Annotated in this window: 17 protein-coding genes; 15 read left to right on the forward strand and 2 right to left on the reverse strand. The window is 42.5% G+C overall.

What is annotated here, in order from left to right; translation table 11 throughout:
- Positions 1 to 142: 142 nt before the first annotated feature.
- The 4 genes from IFO66_RS17620 to IFO66_RS17635 all read left to right on the forward strand — a co-directional run bounded on the left by IFO66_RS17620 (position 143) and on the right by IFO66_RS17635 (position 5,293).
- Positions 143 to 1,357, forward strand: a complete 1,215-nt coding sequence (locus IFO66_RS17620) for a macrolide family glycosyltransferase (RefSeq protein WP_192026429.1) — start codon at positions 143 to 145, stop codon at positions 1,355 to 1,357.
- Between the two features lie 45 nt (positions 1,358 to 1,402).
- Positions 1,403 to 2,614 carry a macrolide family glycosyltransferase gene (locus IFO66_RS17625; RefSeq protein ID WP_192026430.1) on the forward strand — a complete coding sequence of 404 codons (1,212 nt, stop codon included), beginning with the start codon at positions 1,403 to 1,405 and terminating at the stop codon, positions 2,612 to 2,614.
- Positions 2,615 to 2,797: 183 nt separating this feature from the next.
- On the forward strand, positions 2,798 to 4,009 hold the full coding sequence (locus IFO66_RS17630; RefSeq protein ID WP_192026431.1) for a macrolide family glycosyltransferase: 1,212 nt from the start codon (positions 2,798 to 2,800) through the stop codon (positions 4,007 to 4,009).
- A 75-nt stretch (positions 4,010 to 4,084) separates the two neighbouring features.
- Positions 4,085 to 5,293 (forward strand): macrolide family glycosyltransferase, encoded by a 1,209-nt coding sequence (locus IFO66_RS17635; protein WP_192026432.1) that lies wholly within the window; start codon positions 4,085 to 4,087, stop codon positions 5,291 to 5,293.
- A 110-nt stretch (positions 5,294 to 5,403) separates the two neighbouring features.
- Here the strand turns inward: IFO66_RS17635 and IFO66_RS17640 are convergent, their stop codons facing one another.
- The gene (locus IFO66_RS17640) at positions 5,404 to 6,882 is read right to left on the reverse strand and encodes an aldehyde dehydrogenase family protein (protein WP_192026433.1); all 1,479 of its coding nucleotides are present in this window, start codon (positions 6,880 to 6,882) and stop codon (positions 5,404 to 5,406) included.
- 163 nt (positions 6,883 to 7,045) lie between these two features.
- Between IFO66_RS17640 and IFO66_RS17645 the strand changes: the two genes are divergently transcribed.
- The 8 genes from IFO66_RS17645 (at position 7,046) to IFO66_RS17680 (ending at position 12,589) form a co-directional block, all read left to right on the forward strand.
- On the forward strand, positions 7,046 to 7,393 hold the full coding sequence (locus IFO66_RS17645; protein ID WP_192026434.1) for a hypothetical protein: 348 nt from the start codon (positions 7,046 to 7,048) through the stop codon (positions 7,391 to 7,393).
- A gap of 157 nt (positions 7,394 to 7,550) precedes the next feature.
- Positions 7,551 to 7,976 carry a DMT family transporter gene (locus IFO66_RS17650; RefSeq protein ID WP_192026435.1) on the forward strand — a complete coding sequence of 142 codons (426 nt, stop codon included), beginning with the start codon at positions 7,551 to 7,553 and terminating at the stop codon, positions 7,974 to 7,976.
- Between the two features lie 52 nt (positions 7,977 to 8,028).
- Complete coding sequence (locus IFO66_RS17655) at positions 8,029 to 8,727, forward strand: Crp/Fnr family transcriptional regulator (RefSeq protein WP_192026436.1); 699 nt, start codon at positions 8,029 to 8,031, stop codon at positions 8,725 to 8,727.
- Positions 8,728 to 8,776: 49 nt separating this feature from the next.
- A complete protein-coding gene (locus IFO66_RS17660; RefSeq protein ID WP_192026437.1) occupies positions 8,777 to 9,250 on the forward strand; it encodes a DMT family transporter in 474 nt (157 codons plus the stop codon).
- A gap of 60 nt (positions 9,251 to 9,310) precedes the next feature.
- Entirely contained in the window at positions 9,311 to 10,024 is a 714-nt protein-coding gene (locus IFO66_RS17665; protein WP_192026449.1) for a YjjG family noncanonical pyrimidine nucleotidase, read from the forward strand.
- Between the two features lie 45 nt (positions 10,025 to 10,069).
- Positions 10,070 to 10,948: a serine/threonine-protein kinase gene (locus tag IFO66_RS17670; RefSeq protein WP_192026438.1), complete on the forward strand. Its 879-nt coding sequence runs from the start codon at positions 10,070 to 10,072 to the stop codon at positions 10,946 to 10,948.
- An 86-nt stretch (positions 10,949 to 11,034) separates the two neighbouring features.
- Complete coding sequence (locus tag IFO66_RS17675; RefSeq protein ID WP_192026439.1) at positions 11,035 to 11,730, forward strand: aspartate/glutamate racemase family protein; 696 nt, start codon at positions 11,035 to 11,037, stop codon at positions 11,728 to 11,730.
- A gap of 217 nt (positions 11,731 to 11,947) precedes the next feature.
- Positions 11,948 to 12,589 (forward strand): NAD(P)-dependent oxidoreductase, encoded by a 642-nt coding sequence (locus tag IFO66_RS17680; RefSeq protein WP_225445852.1) that lies wholly within the window; start codon positions 11,948 to 11,950, stop codon positions 12,587 to 12,589.
- Positions 12,590 to 12,690: 101 nt separating this feature from the next.
- Here IFO66_RS17680 and IFO66_RS17685 read toward each other — a convergent pair whose 3' ends face one another.
- Positions 12,691 to 15,804 (reverse strand): ATP-binding protein, encoded by a 3,114-nt coding sequence (locus tag IFO66_RS17685; RefSeq protein WP_192026441.1) that lies wholly within the window; start codon positions 15,802 to 15,804, stop codon positions 12,691 to 12,693.
- A 99-nt stretch (positions 15,805 to 15,903) separates the two neighbouring features.
- Here IFO66_RS17685 and IFO66_RS17690 point away from each other — a divergent pair, with 99 nt between their 5' ends.
- From IFO66_RS17690 to IFO66_RS17700, 3 genes are all read left to right on the forward strand, one after another.
- Positions 15,904 to 17,025, forward strand: a complete 1,122-nt coding sequence (locus tag IFO66_RS17690; RefSeq protein ID WP_225445853.1) for a response regulator — start codon at positions 15,904 to 15,906, stop codon at positions 17,023 to 17,025.
- A gap of 457 nt (positions 17,026 to 17,482) precedes the next feature.
- The gene (locus IFO66_RS17695) at positions 17,483 to 22,633 is read left to right on the forward strand and encodes an S-layer homology domain-containing protein (RefSeq protein WP_192026442.1); all 5,151 of its coding nucleotides are present in this window, start codon (positions 17,483 to 17,485) and stop codon (positions 22,631 to 22,633) included.
- Between the two features lie 265 nt (positions 22,634 to 22,898).
- Positions 22,899 to 24,089 carry an oxalate decarboxylase family bicupin gene (locus tag IFO66_RS17700; RefSeq protein ID WP_337913305.1) on the forward strand — a complete coding sequence of 397 codons (1,191 nt, stop codon included), beginning with the start codon at positions 22,899 to 22,901 and terminating at the stop codon, positions 24,087 to 24,089.
- The last annotated feature ends 607 nt before the right edge of the window (positions 24,090 to 24,696 follow it).

A 24,696-nucleotide genomic window follows, 5' to 3' on the forward strand; every position in this document is an offset into this window, starting at 1 on the left:
TGATCATATGCTCCAACTGATATATGCTCTAGGAGCATTCTAATCCTTGCATATGGAAACGGGGCTTGATCACGATTATAGGGTGCACTACAGCTAGAATTACATAGTGAACTTGCCCCATAAATTAACGGAGGTGGAGTAAGTGGCACGCGTGTTGTATGTAACGATCCCAGCAGAAGGTCACGTAAATCCAACATTAGGCTTGGTAAAGCAGCTAGTCGACAATGGAGAAGAAGTTGTTTACATGAATGTAGAACCATTTCGGAATAGACTGGCTCAGACCGGGGCGGAATTTCGAGCCTATACGATTAATGAACAATTATTTGTAGAACTTGGCCTGAGTCCAACCGAATATACACATCCACATCACCTCACCGAATTTATACTTCGAGGCATGATTGAACCCATTATTCCTGAAGTCTTACGTTTAATTGAAAATGATTCCTTTGATTACGTCATTGTTGACTCCTTATTCGGTTGGGGTGGCGCAATATTAGGGGAGAAGCTAGGTATCCCACTCATATGCTCCGCTACGAATTTCGTATTTGATAAGCCTGTATCCCATGTTATTAAAATGAAAGAAGCAGAGGATAATCTCGATGTGGAAGCTCTATACGAGAGATTAACGAATTCAGCGGAGAGGGTTGCATCAGCATGCAATGTGGCTGTACCTGCGCTAGATGATATTACTCGCCAGTACGGCCAACTGAAAGTTGTATTTACAAGCCGCTATTTCCAACCCGAATCGGAAAAATACGACGATAGCTACATTTTTTCTGGTCCCTCCATTTCACCGCGTCCTGATGCTCCATCTTTTTCATTTGATCAACTTCGTTCGAAGTATAACAAAGTCATATATATTTCCATGGGCAGTATTTTGAATAAAGACATCGAATTTTATAAGCTATGCTTTGAGGCTTTTAACGATATACCCGCCCAATTCGTACTTGCTAGTGGTAGAGAAACGGATATTACATCCCTTGAAGAAAGCATTCCTTCTAACTTCATCATACAACCTTATGTTCCTCAATTGGAAATTCTCCAACGAGCAGATGTTTTTGTGACACATGCGGGCATGAACAGCGCAAGCGAAGCATTGTACTATCATGTACCGCTTGTCGCAATCCCATTAAGTTCAGATCAGCCGATTGTGGCAAATCAGACAGAGCAACTAGGAGCAGGGATCACACTAGATAAGGATTGCCTTACTCCTGAAACGCTAAAGCTTGCTGTCTTGAAAGTGCTGAACAATCCAATTTATAAACAGCGTGCGAAGATGGTTGGTGACTCTTTCCGCAGTGCTGGTGGATATCAAGAGGCTGCTGATCGTATTATGTCTTTATTCTCAAAAGTATAATAGGCAGAAGTGAACTTGCCCAATACATTGATGGAGGTGGAGTAAGTGGCGCGCATACTGTTTGTAAACGTTTCGTCAGAAGGTCATGTTAATCCTACAATTGGCTTAGTAAAGGAACTAGTCGACAACGGAGAAGAAGTCGTTTATATGTGTACAGAGGATTACAGGAATAAGATTGTCCAAACGGGGGCTGAATTTCGAGCCTATCCAATAAATAAAGATTTATTTGATGAACTTGGTTTTTACCCCACTGAAGTAAAGCACATGTTTCAATTCACCGATTTTATACTTCGTGGCATTATTGAACCCCAAATTCCTGAAATATTGAGGCTTGTGGAGAATGAATCATTTGATTATATGATTTACGATTCGATGTTTGGCTGGGGCGGGAGTATTATAGCTGAGAAACTTGGAATCCCAGCAATATGCTCGACTACGTACTTTATTTTTACGGATACCATGCTGCCGCAAGAAGAATTAGCTGACCCTACTGAATTGGACTTAGGACCACTTCGTGAGCGTATAGAAAGTACGACGGCACGAATAGCCAATTTATTTCAAGTGTCCATCCCACCTATAGAGAATATATTTACCCAAAAAGGTATGTCTCATCTAGTGTTCACAAGCCGCTATTTCCAACCAGATGCGCATAAACTTGATGATAGCTATCTATTCACGGGACCTTCCATTACACCTCGTTTAGATGCTCCTGACTTTCCATTTGAATTGCTTCGATCGCGATATGAGCAAGTCGTATACATTTCTATGGGAACGATTTTGAATAAAGACATGGAGTTTTATAAGCTTTGCTTTGAAGCTTTTCAAGATCTTTCGGTTCAATTTGTATTATCTTGTGGTAAAGACACTGACTTAGACTCGCTTAGTGATTGTATTCCTCATAACTTTATAATCGAACCCTATGTCCCACAATTGGAAGTTCTTCAGCAAGTAGATGCCTTCATAACTCATGCTGGCATGAACAGCGCAAGTGAAGCGCTCTATTATCATGTACCACTTGTTACGATACCACTAAGCTCTGATCAACCGGTGATTGCGAAACGGGTAGAGGAGTTAGGAGCAGGAATGATGCTGGACAAGAACAACCTTACTACTGAAGGTTTAAGATCCGCCGTGCTACAAGTGCTTCATGATGACTCTTATAAAAAGAATGCCGAGCAAATCGGAGATTCCTTCCGCGATGCTGGAGGGTATAAAGAAGCTGCAAATCGTATCATGTCCTTATTTTCAAAAGTATAAATGGAGCGTAAGCGCAGCTAAAGTGATGAGGTTGATCGTTCCTTCAAGCTGATCTATGATGATATGGTGGCTATTGCCATTATATTGCATGAGTACTATGGGGACTTGATCACGAGTAGATACGGATTTTCAACTTGAAATGCAGAAGTGAACTTGCCTCATAAAATTATGGAGGTGGAGTAAGTGGCACGCATACTGTATGTAAATATTCCTTCAGAAGGTCATGTTAATCCGACAATCGGATTAGTGAAGGAGCTAGTCGACAACGGAGAAGAAGTTGTTTATCTGTGTACGGAGGGTTATAGGAAGAGGATTCAACAGACTGGAGCGGAGTTTCGAGCCTGTCAGGTAAATGAAAATTTATTTGAAGAGCTTGGTTTTACGCCTAAAGAAGCAAGGCATCCGCTTCAATTCATCGATTTTATTCTCCGTGGCATTATTGAGCCCCATGTCCCAGAAATAGTGAGGCTTGTGCAGAATGAAACCTTTGATTACTTCATTTATGATTCGATGTTCGGCTGGGGTGGATCTATTTTAGAAAAGAAACTTGGAATTCCAGCCATATGCTCGGTTACACATTTTGCTTTTACGGAGCCGCTGGAACTTGAAGAACCTTCAGTTGATCATGGCGACTTGGATATTGAAGCGCTGCATAAACAGACAACAAGTACGTTAGAGAGAATTGCCGATACGTATCAAGTTACCGCTCCAGCGATTGAAGATGTGTTTTTCCATCATGGCATAAGCAAGCTAGTGTTTACGAGCCGCTATTTCCATCCAGATGCAGATAAGCTTGATGCTAGCTATATATTAACGGGACCTTCCCTCACTCCGCGTTATGATGCTCCTGAATTTCCATTTGAATTGCTTCGATCCCGATATGAGCAAGTCGCATACATTTCCATGGGCACAATAGTGAATAACGATGTGGAATTTTATAAGCTCTGCTTCGAAGCTTTTCAGGATATTCCGGTTCAATTTGTATTATCTTGCGGCAAGGACACTGATCTAGATCCAATTGGAGATTGCATCCCACCTAACTTCATTATCGAACCTTATGTTCCCCAATTAGAAATTTTGCAACGAGCGGATGTTTTTATCACTCATGCTGGTATGAATAGTGCTAGTGAAGCGCTCTATTATGATGTACCGCTTGTAACAATACCACTAACTTCGGATCAACCAATGGTGGCTAAGCGGGTAGAGGAGTTAGGAGCAGGAATTTATTTGGACAAGAAGAGCCTTACTGCTGAAGGTTTAAGATCCGCTTTGCTCCAAGTGCTTCAAGAGGAATCGTATAAAAAACAGGCTAAACAAATCGGAGATTCCTTCCGCGAGGCTGGTGGTTATAAAGAAGCTGCCAATCGTTTGATGTCTTTATTTTTGAAAGTATAGCAGCATATCGTGAATATACTATGGCTGTCTCCTATCAAAGGGAGATAGCCCCGAACATAATCGGAGGTGGAGTAAGTGGCACGCATACTGTATCTAAACCTTCCAGCCGAAGGTCATGTAAACCCGACATTAGGATTAGTGAAGCAGCTAGTTGAGAATGGAGAAGAAGTTGTTTACATGTGTACGGAGGATTATCGAGGGAAGTTGTCACAGACGGGGGCACAATTCCTGCCGTATCAACTGAATGAGGAAATATTTAAAGAACTAGGCTTTAACCCAGCAGAAGTTAAACACCCGCTGCAGTTCACTGAATTTCTAGTGCGCGGGATTATTCAGCCCCATGTTCCTGAAATATTGAGGCTGACTAAGAATGAGTCCTTTGACTTCGTCCTCTTTGACTCTATGTTCGGCTGGGGTGGCCATATATTAGCTGAAAAGCTGGGTATTCCAGCGATATGCTCGATTTCTCATTTTGTTATTGCGAATGTACCTGATTTCGAAATGCCGACCGAAGCTGTTGATTTGGATTTGGATGCCTTACGTGACAGGATAACGAATGCTGCACAACAGGTCGCTGCTGAATTTAACGTTGATGTTCCTTCATTAGAGGACATTACACGTAAAATAGGACAGTATAAGCTCGTATTCACAAGCCGTTATTTCCAACCAGATGCAGATAAGCTTGATGAAAGTTTTATATTTCCTGGACCATCGATTGTGCCTCGTTCGGATGCTCCTGACTTTCCACTTGAACAACTTCGATCTAAGTATGAGCAAGTCGTATACATTTCCATGGGTACGATTTTGAATAAAGATTTAGAATTTTATAAGTTATGCTTTGAAGCCTTTAAAGATATCCCTGCTCAATTTGTATTATCTTGCGGTCAAGACACCGATTTGGATCCAATAGGAGACTGTATTCCGCATCATTTCATTATCGAGCCTTATGTTCCACAGTTGGAAATTCTTCAGCGTGCAGATGCTTTTATTACACATGCGGGTATGAATAGTACAAGTGAGGCTTTGTATTATAATGTTCCACTTGTTATGATCCCATTAAGTTCCGATCAACCGGTTGTAGCGAAGCGGGTAGAGGAGCTAGGAGCAGGTATTGCACTGGATAAACATAATCTTACCCCTGAATTGTTGAAGTCTGCTTTGCTGAAAGTGTTAAATGAAACTGCCTATAAAGAGAACGCTAAACGAATCGGAGACTCTTTCCGGGATGCAGGTGGCTATCAAGCAGCCGCGAAACACGTCATGTCTTTATTTTCTAAAGTATAAATAGGCATTAATCATTTTCATGAGCAAAGGGCTTTCCCATGTGGGAGAGCCCTTATTAGAAACTTCGAAATATAGAAATAAAGTGTTCCTTATGTCTAGTGCATAGTTTGCTATTGAAGATTGATCCACACTGTTTTGACTTCGGTGTAGTTCTCTAAAGCATAGGAGCCCATTTCACGGCCTAAGCCAGACTGCTTGTAACCTCCAAATGGAGCAGCAGCATCGAATACATTGTAGCAGTTTACCCATACAGTTCCGACTCTTAGCTTAGCAGCCATTTCATGAGCGCGCTTGAGATCCTGCGTCCATACACCTGCCGCCAGACCATAGTCAGAGCGATTCGCTTGCTCAATCAAGTCATCCAGTGTATCATATGGCATCGCAGCTACTACTGGCCCGAATATTTCTTCGCGAGCGATCGTCATAGATGGATTTACATTTGCAAAAATAGTCGGTTCCACAAAGTATCCGTGCTCATACGGAACTCTTCCTCCTGTAAGTAACTCCGCACCTTCAGAACGCCCCTTATCAATATAGTGCTGAACCGTTGCGTGCTGCTCTGCCGAAACGAGCGGCCCCATCTCCGTCTTTACATTCAGCCCTGAGCCTAGCTTGATTTTCCTTGCAGCAGTCACCAGTTCCGACACAACGTTGTCATATTGCTTTTTCTGAACAAATAGTCGGGACCCTGCCGAACAAACTTGACCTTGGTTGAACATAATGCCTTGTAAGGCTCCTGGAATTGCTTTTGTCAGATCTGCATCAGGGAAAATAATATTAGGTGATTTACCACCAAGTTCGAGCGTAACTTTTTTGACGGTATCTGCCGCACTGCTCATAATGAGCTTGCCGACAGAAGTGGAGCCTGTAAATGCGATCTTATCGACTTGTGGATGAACTACCAGCGGAGCTCCAGCCGTCTCGCCATAACCTGGAATGACGTTGATAACGCCTTTAGGAAAGCCAGCTTCATGCGCCAAGTGTGCCAAGTATAACGCAGATAACGGCGTCTGCTCTGCAGGCTTTAATACAACCGTACAGCCTGTTGCAAGTGCAGCTCCTAACTTCCAAGCAGCCATGAGGAGCGGGAAGTTCCACGGTATAATTTGCCCAACAACGCCAACTGCCTCATGTCTAGTATACGTAAGGAATTGGTTGCTTGTTGGTATCGTTTGACCTGTCATTTTCGTTGCCCAGCCTGCGTAATAACGGAAATGCTCAATCGTGAGCGGAATATCTGCAGCCGTTGTTTCACGAATTGGCTTACCGTTATCCAACGTTTCTAATTGAGCTAGCTCTTGCTTATTTTCTTCAATTAAATCTGCAAGCTTATAAATCAAGCGGCTGCGATCAGCAGGCTTCAAGCGGGACCATTCACCGTGATCGAAGGCTTCTCGCGCTGCCTTTACCGCTCTGTCCACATCTTCTTCTTGAGCTTCGTAAATCGTAGCGAGAGCTTCGCCAGTAGCGGGGTTAATAGAGGTGAACGTTTTTTGTTGTGCAGATTCCACCCATTCACCGTTTATGTAGAGCTTCTTCGTGCCTTGTAAAAAAGATTGCAGTTTTGGACTGATGGTCAGTTGTTCCATGTTATGTTTCGCTCCTTATCAAAAAGAATTCATTCGAACGAATAGGCTTGTTTTCAGGAAAGACCTACATCCATACTTATTAATTGTTCAAATGAATTTAGAACGAAAATAACGTAATATTTGCTCTCTTGGCATACATATGTAATCAAGGAGCGTGAATATAGTGAACCAGAAAGTACAGCGATATTATGAATTGAAGCAGCAGCAAAAAGATATCGAACAACAATTGTCGGAATTACGAAGTGAAATCGTAAGCCACTGCTCGGAACGGCATGCTTCCGAATTGGAATTCGATCAGTACAAGGTGAAGATCGTTCACCAAGAAAGAAAAGAATATGATGATAACAAGCTTTATACAGCAGTTGTTGATCCTAGTGTTTGGCGAATGCTATCAAAAGCCGATCCTTCCAAAATTTCAAGTCTGATTAAACTAAACTTTATTTCAGAAGATAAGATTAAAGATACGTATTCGATTAAAAAGATCTCGCTGCTTCAAGTGGATAAAAAGTAAGTTAAAGTGATGAATTCCAATGTCCCTTCCCGCTAAAGTGTGGATAGGGATTTTTTTGTTTACGGTGATATATTTTTTCTAGTTGAGGACATATGTCCTACCTCCCTTACGCCGATCTCCTTTTAAATAGAATCAAAACCAAGTGGGGGAATGGAGCATGCGAGGGATCATATTTGCAATTGCAGGTGGAGCATTAATTACGTTGCAAGGTGTGGCTAATGCTCGTATTAGCCACAACATTGGCAGTTGGCAAGCGGCTAGCATTACGCAGCTTACAGGATTTATAACGGCATTGCTTATTTTCCTAGTTGTCCGTGATGGGAAGTGGCAGAACTTTAAACAAGTAAAGCCTCTATATGTAACGGGAGGTGCTTTAGCAGCAGTTATCATTTTCAGCAGTATTATCGCGATGCAGCAAATTGGCGTTACGATGACGGTATCCGCCGTTCTTATCGCACAGCTTGGTATAACTTTTCTAATCGATAGCACAGGGGCGTTCGATGTAGTGAAGCAGAAAATGAGGCTGCCGCAGTTTATCGGAATCGGTATGATGATCACGGGCGTTATTCTTCTCGGAATTTGATAAAATAAAGGAGACGACATAGATAGATTAAGGGTGGGGGCGGATTGTCACGATGCAAGAGGCGAAGGATCGAGAGCAGCTTGAACATTATTTGCAGGCATATCAATTGAAAGCTATTTTTAATAAATCGTTGCTGCCGCATTTGTCGCTGTTTCATTTTAAACAAGGCGAGTCTATTTGCACGCAAGGGGAATCCTCGCACTATTTGTATATCCTTGTTAAAGGAAAAATAAAAGTATATACGACCTCAGCAGAAGGGAAAGCGCTTATTCTGTCTTTCAAAACACCATTGGAAGTGATCGGGGATATTGAATATTTGCGTAATATTGATTTTATTAATACGGTGGAGGCAGTTTCTCCGGTCAGTATGATTGCTATCCATCATCGTTGGTTGCGAAAATATGGGCAGGATTATGCGCCGCTGCTGAATTTTTTACTCGACATTATTACGAAAAAGTTTTGCGTGAAATCGAATTCGATGAGTTTTAATTTGATGTATCCAGTTGAAGTGAGATTGGCCAGTTATTTGTTGTCCATTTCTTCTGATGAATCTGGCTATCTGTTTAATGGTCAGCTGGGAACGATCAGTTTAAAAGATGCTGCGAACTTGGTAGGAACAAGTTACCGCCATTTGAATAGGGTCATTCAGCAGTTTTGTGCGGAAGGGTTAGTGGAGCGGAATAAGGGTGGCATTTTGATAAAAAATCGTGATGGACTGTGTACGTTAGCAAGCGAAAGTATTTATGAATAACCTGTTTTTATTTTACAGCAAAATAGGTTGAACACAGGAGGGTTGTATCATGATCGTAGGAATCATACTGGCATTGATTGCAGGTTCATTGGTTGGTCTGCAAACTATATTTAATAATAAAGTGAATGAACATATGGGCTCATGGGCGACGACAACGTTAGTATTAGGTATGGGGTTTCTTGCTTCTTTCCTGATCGGCCTATTCGTTGAAGGTGCGGGTATGTTTACCTTGCATAATATGCAGCCATGGTACTGGTTTAGCGGTATGATAGGAGTAGGTGTTGTTATTAGTATTGTGAAAGGAGTTAAGCAGCTTGGACCGACGTATGCGATCTCGATTGTATTAACTTCACAATTAGCATTCGCGTTATTGTTTGATTCACTTGGCTGGTTCGGACTTGAGCAAGTTCCGTTTACCTTTAAACAGCTGCTCGGCGTGTTGATTATCGTTGGTGGCATTTTAGTATTTAAATTAAGCGGTGGGACGGAAAAGAATCAGAAACAGGTTGCCAAAGCGGTCTAACCCCATTTTATAGAAATAGTTTGTAATTGTTTATAGCCAGTGGGAGATGGAGAGATCATGTTGAAAGTGTATAGGACTTTATTATTTGATGTAGATGATACGTTGTTGGATTTCGGTGCAGCTGAAAGATTAGCGCTTCGCCTACTGTTTGAAGAGCAGAACGTAGTGTTAACGAATGAAATCGAAGCGAAGTATAGAGTAATGAATCAGCTATTGTGGCGTTCTTTTGAGGAAGGGAAAATAGATCGAGATGAGGTTGTAAATACTCGATTCTCGCGCTTATTTCAGGAATGCGGGCAGGAAGTAGATGGAACCTTGTTAGAGCAAAAATATCGCGGATACCTCGAGGAAGGACATCAGCTTATTGACGGGGCGCTAGCGTTGATAACCAATTTGCACCGTACATTTGACCTTTACATTGTGACGAACGGAGTATCTAAAACGCAGTATAGACGCTTGCATGATTCAGGATTGTTGCCTTATTTCAAATCTATTTTTGTATCTGAGGATACAGGATACCAGAAGCCGATGAAGGAATACTTCCAATTTGTGTTCGATCGAATCCCTGAATTTGATAGAGAGCAGACTTTAATCATTGGAGATTCGTTAAGCGCGGACATAAGGGGTGGACAGCTCGCAGGTTTAGATACATGCTGGTTTAATCCAAGCATGAAGCCGACTGAGATGGAAATAGTACCTACTTATCAGATCCAGAAGCTAGAAGAGTTGTATTCTATTTTACGTGTAGAAAGAGATTCGGCAGTTGGTATCTAGTTTCAATGAATGAAATATTATTTCTTATAATTCGAGGAGGAACGTATGGGAAATAATCTAGTTACTGTTTCATTAGATGAGGTTGAATTTCAATTACAGAGCGAGCATGATTTTGAGTGGTTAAGTAAACTAGGGCGAGTATGTAAGGTGTTCGATCAACAGGACTCTGGCAATATTAGCTTTGGTGTTGAACGGAACAGTGAAAAAGTATTCGTTAAATATGCGGGTGCACAAACCGAGCATTACTCGGGGATTGCAGATACGGCAGTAGCTAGTTTGAAGTCAGCGATTCATTTGTACGAGGAATTGCGTCATCCGACCTTGATTAAACTAATCGATCATTTTCAAGTCGGTTCAGGCTATGCGGCCATATTCGAATGGATCGAAGGCGAATCGCTGCATCCGCATTGGGCCTTTCCTCCGCCTGCAAAATACACGCATCCAGACTCTCCGTGCTATCGATTTAAGCAGCTGCCAGTAGAAACGAGGCTAGCTTCATTAGAACGAATCTTTGATTTCCATCTTCATGTGGAGGCAAGCGATTATGTAGCTGTGGATTTCTATGACGGAAGCCTTCTCTATAACTTTATAACGAACGAGATGAAAATCTGTGATATTGATTATTATCAAAAGAAGCCTTTAATCAATACGATGGGCAAGTTCTACGGATCGAAACGATTTATGTCACCTGAGGAATTTATTTTAGGGGCACCTATTGATGAACGGACGAACGTGTTTACGATGGGAGCAATGGCATTTGCCTTACTTGGTGGTGAACTAGATCGTTCTTTATCAAAGTGGGATGCTGGAATACTGCTGCATGAGGTTGCAGTTCGTGCTGTAAATGAGGATCGGGAGTTTAGATTTTCCAGTGTTGCGGAGTTCAAGGAAGCTTGGGATCATGCGATAAAATACGTTGACTAGTCAAGATTTTTCTGTAATAGTAACGAAAACCACCCAGATTAGTTTAGTTGTAGAACGAATACTCAGAGTGGATGGAGGGGCTATACATGAAAACGATTGGACTCATTGGCGGGATGAGCTGGGAGTCTTCCGCGCTTTATTACCGTATTTTTAATGAAGAAGTGAAGACACGGTTAGGCGGATTGCACTCAGCAAAATGTTTGATGTACAGCGTTGATTTTGATGAAATCGCTCGTTTTCAAGTAAACGATGATTGGGAAGGCGCAGGTGAGCTTTTAGGAAATGCCGCACAAGGATTGGAGCGAGCAGGTGCAGATTTTATTGTGATCGGGGCTAATACGATGCACAAAGTAATTGCCTTAGTAGAAGCCAAGCTGTCTATTCCTGTCTTGCACATTGCCGATGCAACCGCAAATCAAATTCAACAAGCCAACCTCCAGACGGTAGGATTACTAGGTACCATTTATACGATGGAACAAGATTTTGTAAAGTCACGAGTAGAGTCGCATGGAATTAAGGTTATCGTACCTGAGAAAGAAGAGCGGGCAGCTGTTCATCGCGTTATTTATGAAGAACTGTGCCGTGGGGAATTTAAGGATTCATCAAAGCAGTACTATATCGATGTGATGAAACAGCTAATCGAAGACGGTGCAGAGGGAATTATATTGGGTTGTACCGAGATTGGATTGCTAGTAAAGGCTGATGATATAGCTATTCCACTATTTGACACTGCAATCATACATGCTGTAGAATCTGTAAAAATGGCACTGGAAGTAGAATAAAAAGGCAGCTAGTACTGGATGACAAAACTACATAAAAGAGTTGGATACGAAAGAAAGGCAGTCATATGATGCAGGATAAATTATGTTTCCTTCTTTAGCTTATTGATGGAAACTGGCTGTTGGCAAAAGAGATCATCGAATATATCCACTAGAACCAAGTTACGATCGTTTATGAAGTTATCTTGTTCCTATGTCACGAATCGGCGAGGGGATATCATTGAAACAAGACATATCTACGATTGCAATCATTGGTGGCACTGGCAAAGTAGGGCGTGCCATTGTTAAGCAAGCTTTGTCAGAAGGTTATAGCGTTCGCATGCTTGCTCGGAATCCTGAGCGAGTATCTGTTACGCACGAGCGACTGGATGTTGTACAAGGCGATGCTCAAGATGCACACATATATGCTAAACTGTTAGAAGGCAGTCATGCTGTTATTAATTCTTTTGGTCAGCCCGGCCGAGATAAAGATCCTATCTACAGCAAGGTTACGAATCACATTATAGCTGCAATGAATGAGTTGGGCATTCGACGATTTATTGGCATTACAGGTGGCTCATTGGACGTGCCGGGAGATCAGAAGTCGTTCGTGAACCGTGTCGGAGCTAAGTTGTTCCGTCTATTTTTCCGACGTTTGATCGAAGATAAGACGAAAGAACTGCACATTCTTCAACATAGTGAAGTGGATTGGACTTTACTGCGGATTCCATTTGTCGTCGAAGGGAAAGCTGTCGGCACCTTGCAAGTTAATGAGCAGAATATGCCTGGAACCAAGATGGACAGTGTAGATATTGCGAAGTTTATCATGCAGCAAATCAATGATGCTCATTTTATACGGAAGTCGCCGTTTATTTCAAATTAGCCGCACTGCATGGAGCTATGTTATACATACATATAAAATCAAATAACAGGACTCCTTTCTAGCGCAAAGAAGTCCTGTTATTTTTCCATAGATGAAGTGCATTAACTCGATTTACGCTCGTTGCGAAGTGGAACAACGAAACTAACTTCAGTTCCTTCCCCAAGTCTGCTGTGTATATGCAATCCATTTCCATAAGCTTGCTTTAATCTGCGATCTGTATTTATAAGTCCGATTCCTGTTGCTCTGTTTCCAGCAGGTTCGAACAAGATGCGTACCGTTTCTTCGTTCATGCCGATTCCGTCGTCGATGATGGATATGTTTACGCCATCTGGACAACTAGCAATTCGAATCGTAATCGTTCCGCCTCTCATACGTTTCATAATCCCATGTCGAACTGCATTTTCAACAAGAGGCTGAATCGATAGAGGAGGGATATGAATATTCACCGTATCATCAACTTCCCAGTGAATTTGCAATCTGTCTTCGAACCGTTCCTTCTCAATGTACAAATAAGAATGAACGAGTGAAATTTCATGCTCCAGTGGCACAAGTCGCTTCGCATTACGAGAATCGTAGCTGGCACGCAAGTAATGGCCGAATTCCTCCAATAGTGCTCGCATACGGTCGATATCAATATCGCTAAGCGCGGCAATGGAATTCAACGTGTTGAATAAGAAATGAGGTTGGATTTGTGCTTGCAGCCAAGCTGCTTCCATCTTCAATCTTTCATTCACAGAATGCTTAAAATCAGTTAACGCGCGTACTCTTGAGCGCAATTCCATCGAATCCATCGGCTTAATGACATAATCATTGGCTCCAGCTAGAAAGCCAGTCTCGATATCGATGTGCGCGCTGCGTGCTGTAAGAAGCAGGATAGGAAGCTCCGAAACAGAATAATGTTGACGAATATTTCGCGTTAGCTCATAGCCTGAAATCCCCGGCATCATAACATCGGCAATAACAAGGTCAATATCTTTTACTTGTATAATCGTCAACGCTTCATTACCGTTTGTTGCTGTGATGACTTGATAAGGTTCTGCTCTTAAAATTGTAGAAAGGATATCTAAATTCACCGTATCATCATCAACGGCCAGCACTGTAATACTACCACCTATGTGATTAGGCCTATCTGCATGATTGATCGAAGCAGCAATCTCATGGTCTGAATCTATTGAAGCTGTCAAGCGTACAGCACTTGCAAGCGATTTTGATGACTCGAATGACTCAAATGGAATAAGATTGCTTTTTACATGTTTACTGCTATTTACGAATTCTGCAAGCGGTAATGTGAAGGTGAATGTAGATCCCTTCTCTGGAACAGAGCTGCAGAAAATCGTTCCGCCATGCAGCTCAACTAGCTGTTTGCTTATATGCAGCCCTAATCCTAGCCCGCTGGAAGAACTGTTTTCCCCCTGTTCGTAGGGTAGAAATAGTAGATTTAGTTTGTTGTTTTCGATTCCTATACCTGTATCTACGACATGAATATGCGCGGTGTTGTTCCGCACTTCTGCTCGGACAGAGATGGTACCTGCGCTCGTATGCTTAATTGCATTATGGAGCAGGTTAAACAAAATTTGAATGACGCGCTCCTCATCCGCCTGCACCTCAGGTAAGTCATGCGGGATTTCATTGATGAGACGTACAGGCTTGCCAGCTGTCATATACTTCAGCATATCCAAAACACCTGTGGCAACCGTCTGAACTGCAATTGGCGATGCATGAAGCTGAACACGGTTCTCTCTCAGACGGGCAACATCAAGCAGGTCTGTGAGCATGTTTGACATTCGACGTCCAACAGTAACAACTAACTCTAAATGTTTCTTGCTTTCATCGCTAAGTGTTTCCTTATCTGAATCAAGTACATCCTGAGATAGGTTGATAATACTATGCAGTGGATTGCGCAGCTCATGCGACGTATTAGCCAAAAACTTGTCTTTTAACGTGTGCTCCTTTGTCAGCTGCTCTGTCGTATGTGCGAGTTGTACAGTAGTGCTGAAATATTTTTTAATCCAAAAACCGACGAAAGCTAGGAAAGAAATAATAATGTCGATCGGATAATAATACATATCGACGTAGCCTTCATTTTTTGCTATTCCCCACATCAAGTTGGCTGCTATACAAACGACCCCAATTGCTAAATAAATGGCATCTTCTTTGTCTAAAATAACGTCTTTCATCGCTGCCCAAACCGTGATAAGAAACGGGGTATACAAAATGAGTGTGTAAACCGGAATGATCGGTGTGATCAGATCGATTGGTGCAATGAAAATATATAAACACATAAGCAGACACATCACGGTCAGCCATCGGATTAAAGCTGGTCGTTTGAAGCCGGTAAATAGAGACTTGGACATTTGCAGCAGCGCTATTGACGAAGCTAGATAACCTAAAAACTGTATTTTGATAGACCACCAATAATCGATATTTACAAACTGAAGCAGAAGCCTGTGATCGTCTACTAATATTGAAATACTTGTGCTGAACGACAAGAGTGCGAAATAGACGAGGCCTTTAATCCGTATGCCAATCCAATAGACAAGTACAACATAGATGGTATGGATGATCATAATGATGAACACCGTCATCTCAGTTCCGAGGGCGATCCACATTCTTTTCTGAATCGCATCGCTAAGTCCCAGTGTAATTCCTTGCGTTATCCCGCCTGAATATGCATTTTCATAGTTTGCTATATGTATGACAATATCCACTATTTCACTATCCGTTTGAAAGTTTGCGATGTAAGGGACACCCCACGGCTTATATAAATGAGCGGAGATAGCTGGTTTTCCAGAGTGTGCGATTTGTTTCCCGTCTACATACACCTCTGAAGAGGTGGGCAAGGCAGGAATATGCAGAGCAAGCATTTGATCATCGCTGTCGTTCAGTTTGATGCGTAATCGATAACTACCATATCCTTGCGGGCTTCTTTCTGGCGGTGTATGTGCATCGCTCCAATTACCTGGCACATCAATATATTCCGCTTCAGGTGCATGGTCAGAGTGTGGATCTAGCAACTCGTTCGGATGCCATTCCCATTCTCCGTTTAATTTTAAGTTCCCGTCTTGCTCAAAATTCCAATCTGTTAAATCAAACTGCCCTTGAGCCGCTATCGGCTGGTTCGGGGTGGAGAGGGCATACAGCCACAATAGACGGATTCCTGTAATTACGGCTAAAAATAACAAAAGAATAAATAATTTTTTTCTAATTTTCATCATAATTCTTCCTATTCGACAGAAACATAACGGTTCCTGCCATCGTATTCACTATAAGATAGGTAGATCGTCCTTATATCTTTGGAAGGAGTTCTCGTTCACATGAAAGTTTTACTGGTAGACGATGAGAAGTTAGCGCTGCATAGCTTCAACCGTCTTTTGAAAGATTATAACGATATCGATATTGTAGCTATGACTCAAGATCCACGAGAGGCGTTAGTTCTGGCTGAACATGGAGCGATTGATGTTGTTTTTTTAGATATTGAAATGCCTGAAATGAATGGGATGGTTTTGGCTGAGAAGCTGATGGAAATACAGCCTGAGCTGCGGATTGTATTTGTGACAGCGTACAATGAATATGCGATTCAAGCTTTTGAGGTAAATGCATTGGACTATATATTAAAGCCTGTACAGCGCAATCGCCTTGCAGTAACGATGCAAAGACTGCATAAGCAGTTTTTATCAGCGAACGATCAGAACAAGACTCCGCAGTATTTGTTATGCTGCATGCAAAGCCTTTATTTGCGAGACGATCAGAATCAAGTACAGTCCTTTCAATGGCGAACGCTAAAAGCGCAGGAGTTATTTGCATACTTGCTACATTATCGTGGTCGAACGGTGCAAAAGGATTCGATCCTAGAAGTGCTATGGTTTGATTGTGAGCTAGACAAAGCTTCAAATTTGCTCCACACAACGATGTATCAAGTGCGAAGAACATTGAAGCGGTTGAATGTGGACATTCAAATTAAATATATAGACAATGGCTATCGACTAGAAATGGGTGCTGTTTTATTAGATATGGATCAGTGGGAACAAGATTTGCTAGAGTCTTTGCCAGTTCGTGCGGAGACAATTGGTCCTCATCATAAGCTATTTGCTCAGTACAGCGGCGATTATTTGGAAGCTTATAATTACATATGGGCGGAAAGCGAACGTGAACGGTTGCGAGCACTCTGGCTTGTACTTGCTAAGCAGCTCGCACAATATCATGCTCAGGCAGGACAGCTTCTTGAAGCGTACCATTTATATGTAAACGCTTTGGAACGTTTTCCGTTTAATGAGGAAATTGCCTGGGAAGCGATGAAGCTGCAAGCCGAGCTGGGAAATACATATGAAGTGAAAAAGTTGTTTGATAAGCTATGTGAAAATCTTTCGAATGAGCTTGGTATTGTGCCTAATGCCAATATCCAGCAATGGTATGATCAATTTATAACGCGTACATAATTTGAAAAACCGCTCTTCGTATGAACGATAGTCCTTATTGTAGATGATGTCTAGCAATTGGGAACCGTTCAAACCTAGAGCGGTGTTTTCGTTTTCATTTTTACAAAATGAAAACATCGTTTAGAAATTGTCCAGACAGCTTGTATATAGTCGTGATATCCAAGCACGCTGGTGCAGATAGATTCTTTCGAAATCTATGTAGATAGATGTTTAGAGCGTGTCAACTACAGATGAACTTTTGCAAATAAATGGATTATTGCTTTTTCTTTTAATTATGAACATATGTTGTTAATATAGATAAGCTGGACAAGTAGGAGAGCTGCCTTCCATGTGATCATCAATCGATGATGGAGGGTAGCTTTTTTGATTTGCAATAAAGCAAATGTACAGTAATTGTTCAGTTATGAATGTTACTATATGTGTCGCTACCAGCATTTTTATAGAAGGAGTAGAATTTATGAAAGAACTGCAACAAAGAAAGACAAGTTTGAACAGAAAGGGGGCGCTAGGAAAACGGCTTGGAGCACTTTTCATGACATTTGTATTGCTCTGCGGACAGCTTATGGTTCCTATATCACCAGTGAAGGCGGCATCCACATCAACAGTGGGTGGGGGAACATTTTTTGTCGACTCTGATAACTGGGGTGGCGGGGCAAGTAACTCTGCGGCTGACGGGGATTTGGATGTTGGTTTGAAAAATCAAAATAAACCCGGTGATATTTATAGCAAGTATCCAGTTGAGTTTAAAATTCCGAACGTAAACAAACTCCCTACGAAAAGTGCACAGCTTCTTATACGCGCATTGGATGTGGATGAATATAATGCAGCTGTGACAAATCCTGGCAACGGGGAATGGGACCGCGTCTATTTCTCTTCAAGTGCTAGCGATATCGCATTAGGTAGTCCATATACGCCTTGGAAAACGACAAGTAAATGGAGAAACAATATTGCGGCATCTGGTATTGCTCCAAATGGAGAAGGCTACAAAAATGAGATTACCCAAGGTGCTTATCTAGGCACGTTGTCAGGTCAAGACTCTAAATGGAACACGTCCGTGTTGAATTTCAAGCCAAATGAGTTCCATCGCATTGCTCAAGGCGACAACTATGTAGGCATTACGATCCACCATTACTATCAAGACGATCGCACGAATGCACCTAACACGAACTGGCAAATGACGGTGGACTGGGCACAGCTGATTATTGATGGCGGTTCTCGTGAAGCTGCTGAGATTACGCAAGCAGACTTAAAAGTAGAACAAGGCAAAGTTACGATTGACACGGGCTTTATTCCAAAAGTTCCTGGAGATTATTCCATGGAAGTCAATGTCATCGAGAAATCAAAAGTAGGTAATCAAGAGGTAGAACGCAATCTAGGTATTTCACAGAAGCTGTTTCCAGGAGCAGATACAGGCAAGACAGAGAACTGGAACAACATTGTTATCACTGATAGGACGATAGATCCTTCTAAGGAATATGTCGTCAATGTTATTTTATTCGAAGATCGTGGCAAGGGGCGAAAGGAAGAAGGTCATACAAATGCGGGCGAAGCTCAGCATGTTGTAACTTTCTCCACACATGATCCACTGGTAGCAGATATCGCAAAGTCGGGTTATCGTTCTGCTCCGACAGCGTTCTCAGTGGATGACTTCAAGTCAAAGTATTTCAAAATAAACGGTGGCGCTCCTAACGGGGATAACTTGCAAAGTGTGAAGATTGTAACGCTGCCAGATTCGGTAAAAGGACAGCTTCAATTAGACGGTATAGCGGTAACGGCTAATCAGCTTATTCCTGTGAATGAGTTGAACAAACTCACTTTTGTACCAGTCGCAGCTGGGTTTGACGGTACGGTTGAATTCCTATGGAACGGATACAACGGGACGAAGTTTGCCGTAGATGATGCTAAAGTAACGGTCAATAGTTCACCTGAAGTAAAGGATATTCGCAAAGTAATGAAAGCAGGAGATGCGGAGCTTCCATTTACGAAGATAGGGGATTTTGCACCGAATTATATCGATCCGGGCAATGAGCCGCTTGAAAAAGTGCGTATCGAAACACTCCCTGATTCTACAAAAGGGAAGCTGGTGTTAGTTCCTTCATCTGGTGCTGCAGTAGATGTAGTGGCAGGACAAGAGATTGAAGCTGCTGACATCGATCGATTAAAATTCATTCCAGCGCCGGATGCTGTAGGTAGCGTCGATTTTAAATGGAGCGGTTCTGATGGATTGCAATATCCACTTGAATCAAAGACGGTAACGATTGTTATTAATACACCACCTGTTGTAGGGCAAGTGAACAAGTCCGGCACGATAGGTGCAACGATTGATTTTGCAACAACAGATTTTTCAGCAGCTCCTGCTTATACCGATAAAGATGGTGATCTGCTAGAAAAAGTTCAACTTCTGGTTCCGCCTGATTTAGCGAACAAGGGAAGATTGAAATATACGTCCAGCGTAACTGGTGCAGTATATCTAAACCCTGGTAGTGCGGTAACATTAACAGCGGCAGAGCTAGGCAGCTTACAATTTGAAACATCTCCTACATTGCCTGAGGGAAGCATCGTGTACATCCCATGGCTTGGATTTGACGGTATGCATCCATCAGAGCAATCAGGTAGCATTAACATTTCTTACAACGGTATTCCTGTAGCGGAATCCGTAACCGTTGACGCTGATGAAGGTCAACCGTCCGTTTCTATCGTCTTGCGTGGAACGGATCGTGAGAGCGTAACGGGAATCACGTATGGAATTGCTACACCACCAAAGAATGGGGTATTGACAGTAGATCCATCTGATCCAACAGGCGCGACTTGGATTTATACACCAAACGCTGGTTTTACATTCGGTCAAGATAGCTTTACATACGTAGTGACTGACCAAGATGGAAACACCAGCATATCACCTGGAACGGTAGCAATTACATTCCATAAAGCACTGAATGGATGGACAGGAAATAAGCAGGAAGGCGATTCGGAACCTGCTAGAGCGATTCCAAATCAGCCTTTGAAACTTTCTGCTGTAAGTTCCATTGCGGCGGAAGGTGTAACAGCTACTGTAAATGGTACTTCCGTTCCACTGACACTCAGCAATGCAGCTACATGGGCTGCAGATGGATTTAAGAAGTGGGAAAGTAATACGTATATCATTCCTGCAAACGTAGTCGGAGGGCAGCATACAGTTACGTATGTAGCGACTAATGGAGCAGGCGCTGTAGTGCAAACAGAAGCGGCAGACAAGCTTGCTGATAATGACTTTAAGGTGGCGACATCGAACCTAACACTTACAGCTGATCCGGCTAGCATTTTGGGAGACGGTAAGTCTTCTACTGTGTTAACGGCGAAGCTACAAGATGAGAACGGTAACCCCATCGAAGGCGTTGAAGTCGAATTCAGCGCACCATCAAACACTGGTCAATTTATTGGTGGCAATAAAGCAGTAACGAATGCAGAAGGGATTGCACAAGTAACGTATCAATCTGCAAAGATTACTGGCGTAGCTCCACAAGAAATTCCGCTTAAAGCGGTCGTAAATGACACGAAACTTGGATTAACTGCTGAAAAGGAAGTTAAGATTACGTTCATGCCAGCATCCATTAAAGGCGTTGTGACATCAGGTGACAGCAACAAGCCAGTGGCAGGTGCGAGTGTTAGAGTAACGCTTGATCTGAATGGCGATGGCGTCATCACACCAGGTGTAGACTTTGACGAAACGGTTAGAACGGATCAACATGGTGCGTATAGCGTCGTGGTTCCTAAAGGCGATGTGATATATGATTTAACGGTCACACAAGAGGTCATGATTGGTGGCGTGTCCACCCCAGTTAGCTATAAACAAAAGGCGCCAGTTGGCGAGGTGACAGGGGCAGGTAATCAAAGCTTCGATTCGGATAGAACGGCGACAGGTATCGTCTTGTTCAAGCAGCCGAATGGAAATACGTCTGTACTTGCTCCAGCAGTGCTCAACAAAGCTAGCGTTTACCTGAAGAAACAAGATGGCACATACGTGATGCACAATGGAGCGCCAAAAGCGTTCCCATTGCAAGGACAAGGTGTATTTAATGCTGATGGTATCGCAATCGGTGAATATGAGCTCGAGGTGCGCTACGAAGTAGCACCTGGCCAATCCATCATTGTGAGCCGTGCTCCTGGTAAAGTAACGGCATCAGGGGAAATGAATATTTCCACTGAGTTGATCGATCCATACGGCACGATCACAGATGCAGTTACGAATAAAATAATTGAAGGTGCGAAAGTCACTCTTCAATATGCGAACACACCTAGAAACATCGCGAAAGGACTTGTTCCAGGACAAGGCGTCAAGCTGCCTGCTATTGCAGGATTTGCACCTAATGATAACGCGAGTCCTGAGCAATTGAGCGATGCGAATGGCTTCTATGCTTATATGGTTTATCCAGAGACGGATTATGTTCTTGTTGTTACAAAGAGTGGATATGAATCTTATACGAGCCCTGTATTGTCCGTTGAATGGGAAATTGTACGACATGATCTAAAGCTAAAGCCGATCAACAGCGGCAATAGTAGTAATGGCAGTGACAATAGTAATAATAACGGCGGTAATCCGGTATCACCTGTTCCGACACCAGATCCAACTACGAAGCTCGCGCTTCAAATGGAGATCGACAAGAACAAAGTCAAAGAAGGGGAGAAATCCCATCTGACGATTAGTTATAAAAACGCATCTACAAGTTCTGTTTCTTCCGCGGAAGTACGCATTACGCTTCCAGAAGGTGTTGTAGTTGTAGATGCTGCTGGCGGCGTAGTGACTGGAAATACTATTGTATGGAAAGTATCTAATATTGCTAGCGGCAAAGGCGACAGCTTCAAACCAGTGATTCAATGGCCGCAAATGAAAGCAGCAGACACGATCTTCGACATTCACGGTGAGTTTGCTGTTAACGGTAATAACGACTCAAAAGCTAAAGCAGTAATCAAAGTGAACGTGTTCTCTGATCGCTTCGGTACACTTAAGCATCCACGTTATATCGTTGGTTTCCCGGACAAAGAGTTCAAACCGAATGGATATTTGACTCGTGCGGAGCTTGCTGCTATCGTAGCACGCCTCAAAGAGCCAGGTGCTGTTAGTAACGACAAACTATCTTATACCGATATTCGTTCAGGACACTGGGCAACCAATTCAATAAAAATTGCAACGAAGCATGGCTATTTCAGCGGATACAAGGACAACACATTCCGTCCAGACGCGCCGGTAACGCGCGGGGAGCTTGCTTCCGTTATGGCTCGCTTCTTGGAACTTGATGTGTATACGCCTGTATCGCATCACTTTACAGATTCGTCCGAGCATTGGTCAGGCAACACGATCGAAGCGCTATATCGCGGTAAATTCCTAGGTGGATATACAGATGGTACGTTTAAACCATCTCAGCATATTAATCGCGTTGAAGCAGTTACGATGATTAATCGCATGCTGTTCCGCGGACCGTTGAAAGGACTTGATCCTCTGTTCCCTGACATGCCAATAAGCCATTGGGGCTTTGGAGATGTACAAGAAGCAACCGTATCGCATGAATCGACACGCAACGTAGATGGCAGCGAAACGTGGAAAAGCACGTTGAGCAGCCCAGTCAAGTAAATATGTAATGTAAGAAGATCATATTAGCGAGAATGAAAACACATCCGGCAGTGATTGGAAGTTCAATCACAGTGTTCATTCTTAAATGAAACGGAAAGGGCGTCCCTTAGGAATAGAGGGGGCGTCCTTTTTTTTGTGCGATCGAAAGGGCATTAACCCATAACTATTTTACGAGACAAAGCGTAGTGTTCGCCAGTACACATAATGTCCATGTTGTACGTCATAATTTGTATAAATAGTGGATTGTGAGAGGAGTGAGCTGTTTGTGAATCAACCCCCTCATCAACATAGAAAGATACCCATTCCACAACCGATTCGCAGCGATGGAGCGGGCGCAACCGATTTGGGACCTCGCAATATCATGCTGGATATGCAAAATCCAGATATGCTTGTACCACCAGCGACCGATGCGGGAACCATGCCAAATATGAGGTTCTCTTTTTCCGATGCACCTATGCAGTTAAATCATGGAGGTTGGTCTCGGCAAGTAACGATTCGGGAATTGCCAATCGCAACGACGATAGCAGGAGTAAATATGCGTTTGACCCCAGGCGGTGTCCGTGAGCTGCATTGGCATACACAAGCGGAATGGTCCTTTATGATTCTAGGGAGAGCTAGAATTACGGCGGTCGATCAAGACGGGCGCAACTTTATTGCGGATGTTGGTCCAGGTGATTTGTGGTATTTCCCACCGGGCATTCCTCATTCTATTCAAGGATTAGAGGAAGGTTGCGAGTTTCTACTTGTTTTTGACGACGGGCATTTTTCTGATTTCGACACGTTATCGATTTCAGATTGGTTTGCTCATACACCGAAAGATGTCCTATCTGCTAATTTTGGTGTGCCGGAAAGTACATTTGCAAACATCCCTAAAGCACAAAGATACATTTTCCAAGCAGCAGTGCCTGGACCAATTGATTCACAAGCTGTACCAGACCCATTTGGTACGGTGCCAAAAACGTTCGCTCATCGACTCCTAGCACAAACACCATTAATTACACCGGGTGGCAGCGTTCGTATCGTCGATTCTACCAATTTCCCAATATCCAATAAGATTGCAGCCGCATTAGTTGAGGTCAAGCCAGGAGCAATGCGTGAATTGCATTGGCATCCAAATAATGATGAATGGCAATATTACCTGTCAGGAACGGGACGTATGACCGTATTTGCAGCAAATGGTGTGGCACGTACATTTAACGTTCGAGCTGGTGATGTCGGGTATGTGCCGTTTGCTAATGGCCACTATGTGCAGAATACTGGCGATCAGAGTCTCTGGTTTCTTGAGATATTTAAGAGCGACCGATTCGCAGATGTATCCTTGAACCAATGGATGGCATTAACGCCGCATCAACTTGTAGAGGATAATTTACATGTAGGCCCTGAGTTAATATACGCTTTGCGCAAAGAGAAGTATCCTGTGGTGAAGTATCCCGGATTCTCTTATTATCCGAAATGAACGGCTAGGCAGAAAATTAGATTAGGAACGAATAGTGATGTGGACTTATAAAGAGCTACAGGAATGAACCTGTGGTTCTTTTTATACTATCTATCTTTCTTGCTTGAAAGAATAATTATAGGTGAGCAAGAATGATTTTATTTCCAATAAATGGTTTTAGTATGAAAGTGCAAAGAGAATTTATACGTAGTATAGGTTATTTAGATGATTTTGTGAAGGTCGACAAGTAATTTCTACTACAGGCGTGATATAATAAAGAGGTTTGATTAATTTGGAAGAAGGCTAAGCTCTACGCTTTGTAAGACTAGGGAGCCTCCTATTTTCGTTACCAATATTGTTATACTGAATGAGGAATAAAAGGAAGGGAAACAACTTATAGAATACAATCAAAGTTGCTTTTGGATTATATGGGAAAGGGATACTACAGGAGATGATTGATGAAAAGGTATATCTATTGAAGGAGAATAGTACATAGCTTACTCTTTTATTTTAGACTATTATGCTAATAGTTTAGCCCTCAGATAATAGATACTTATTTACATTCTGATTGACTTTGTTGATTATTTGGTGCGATTATTCATACAAGTGATATAAAAAACATCATTTT

The sequence above is a fragment of the Paenibacillus arenosi genome (genome assembly GCF_014841135.1).
Taxonomy (GTDB): Bacteria; Bacillota; Bacilli; order Paenibacillales; family Paenibacillaceae; genus Paenibacillus_B; species Paenibacillus_B arenosi.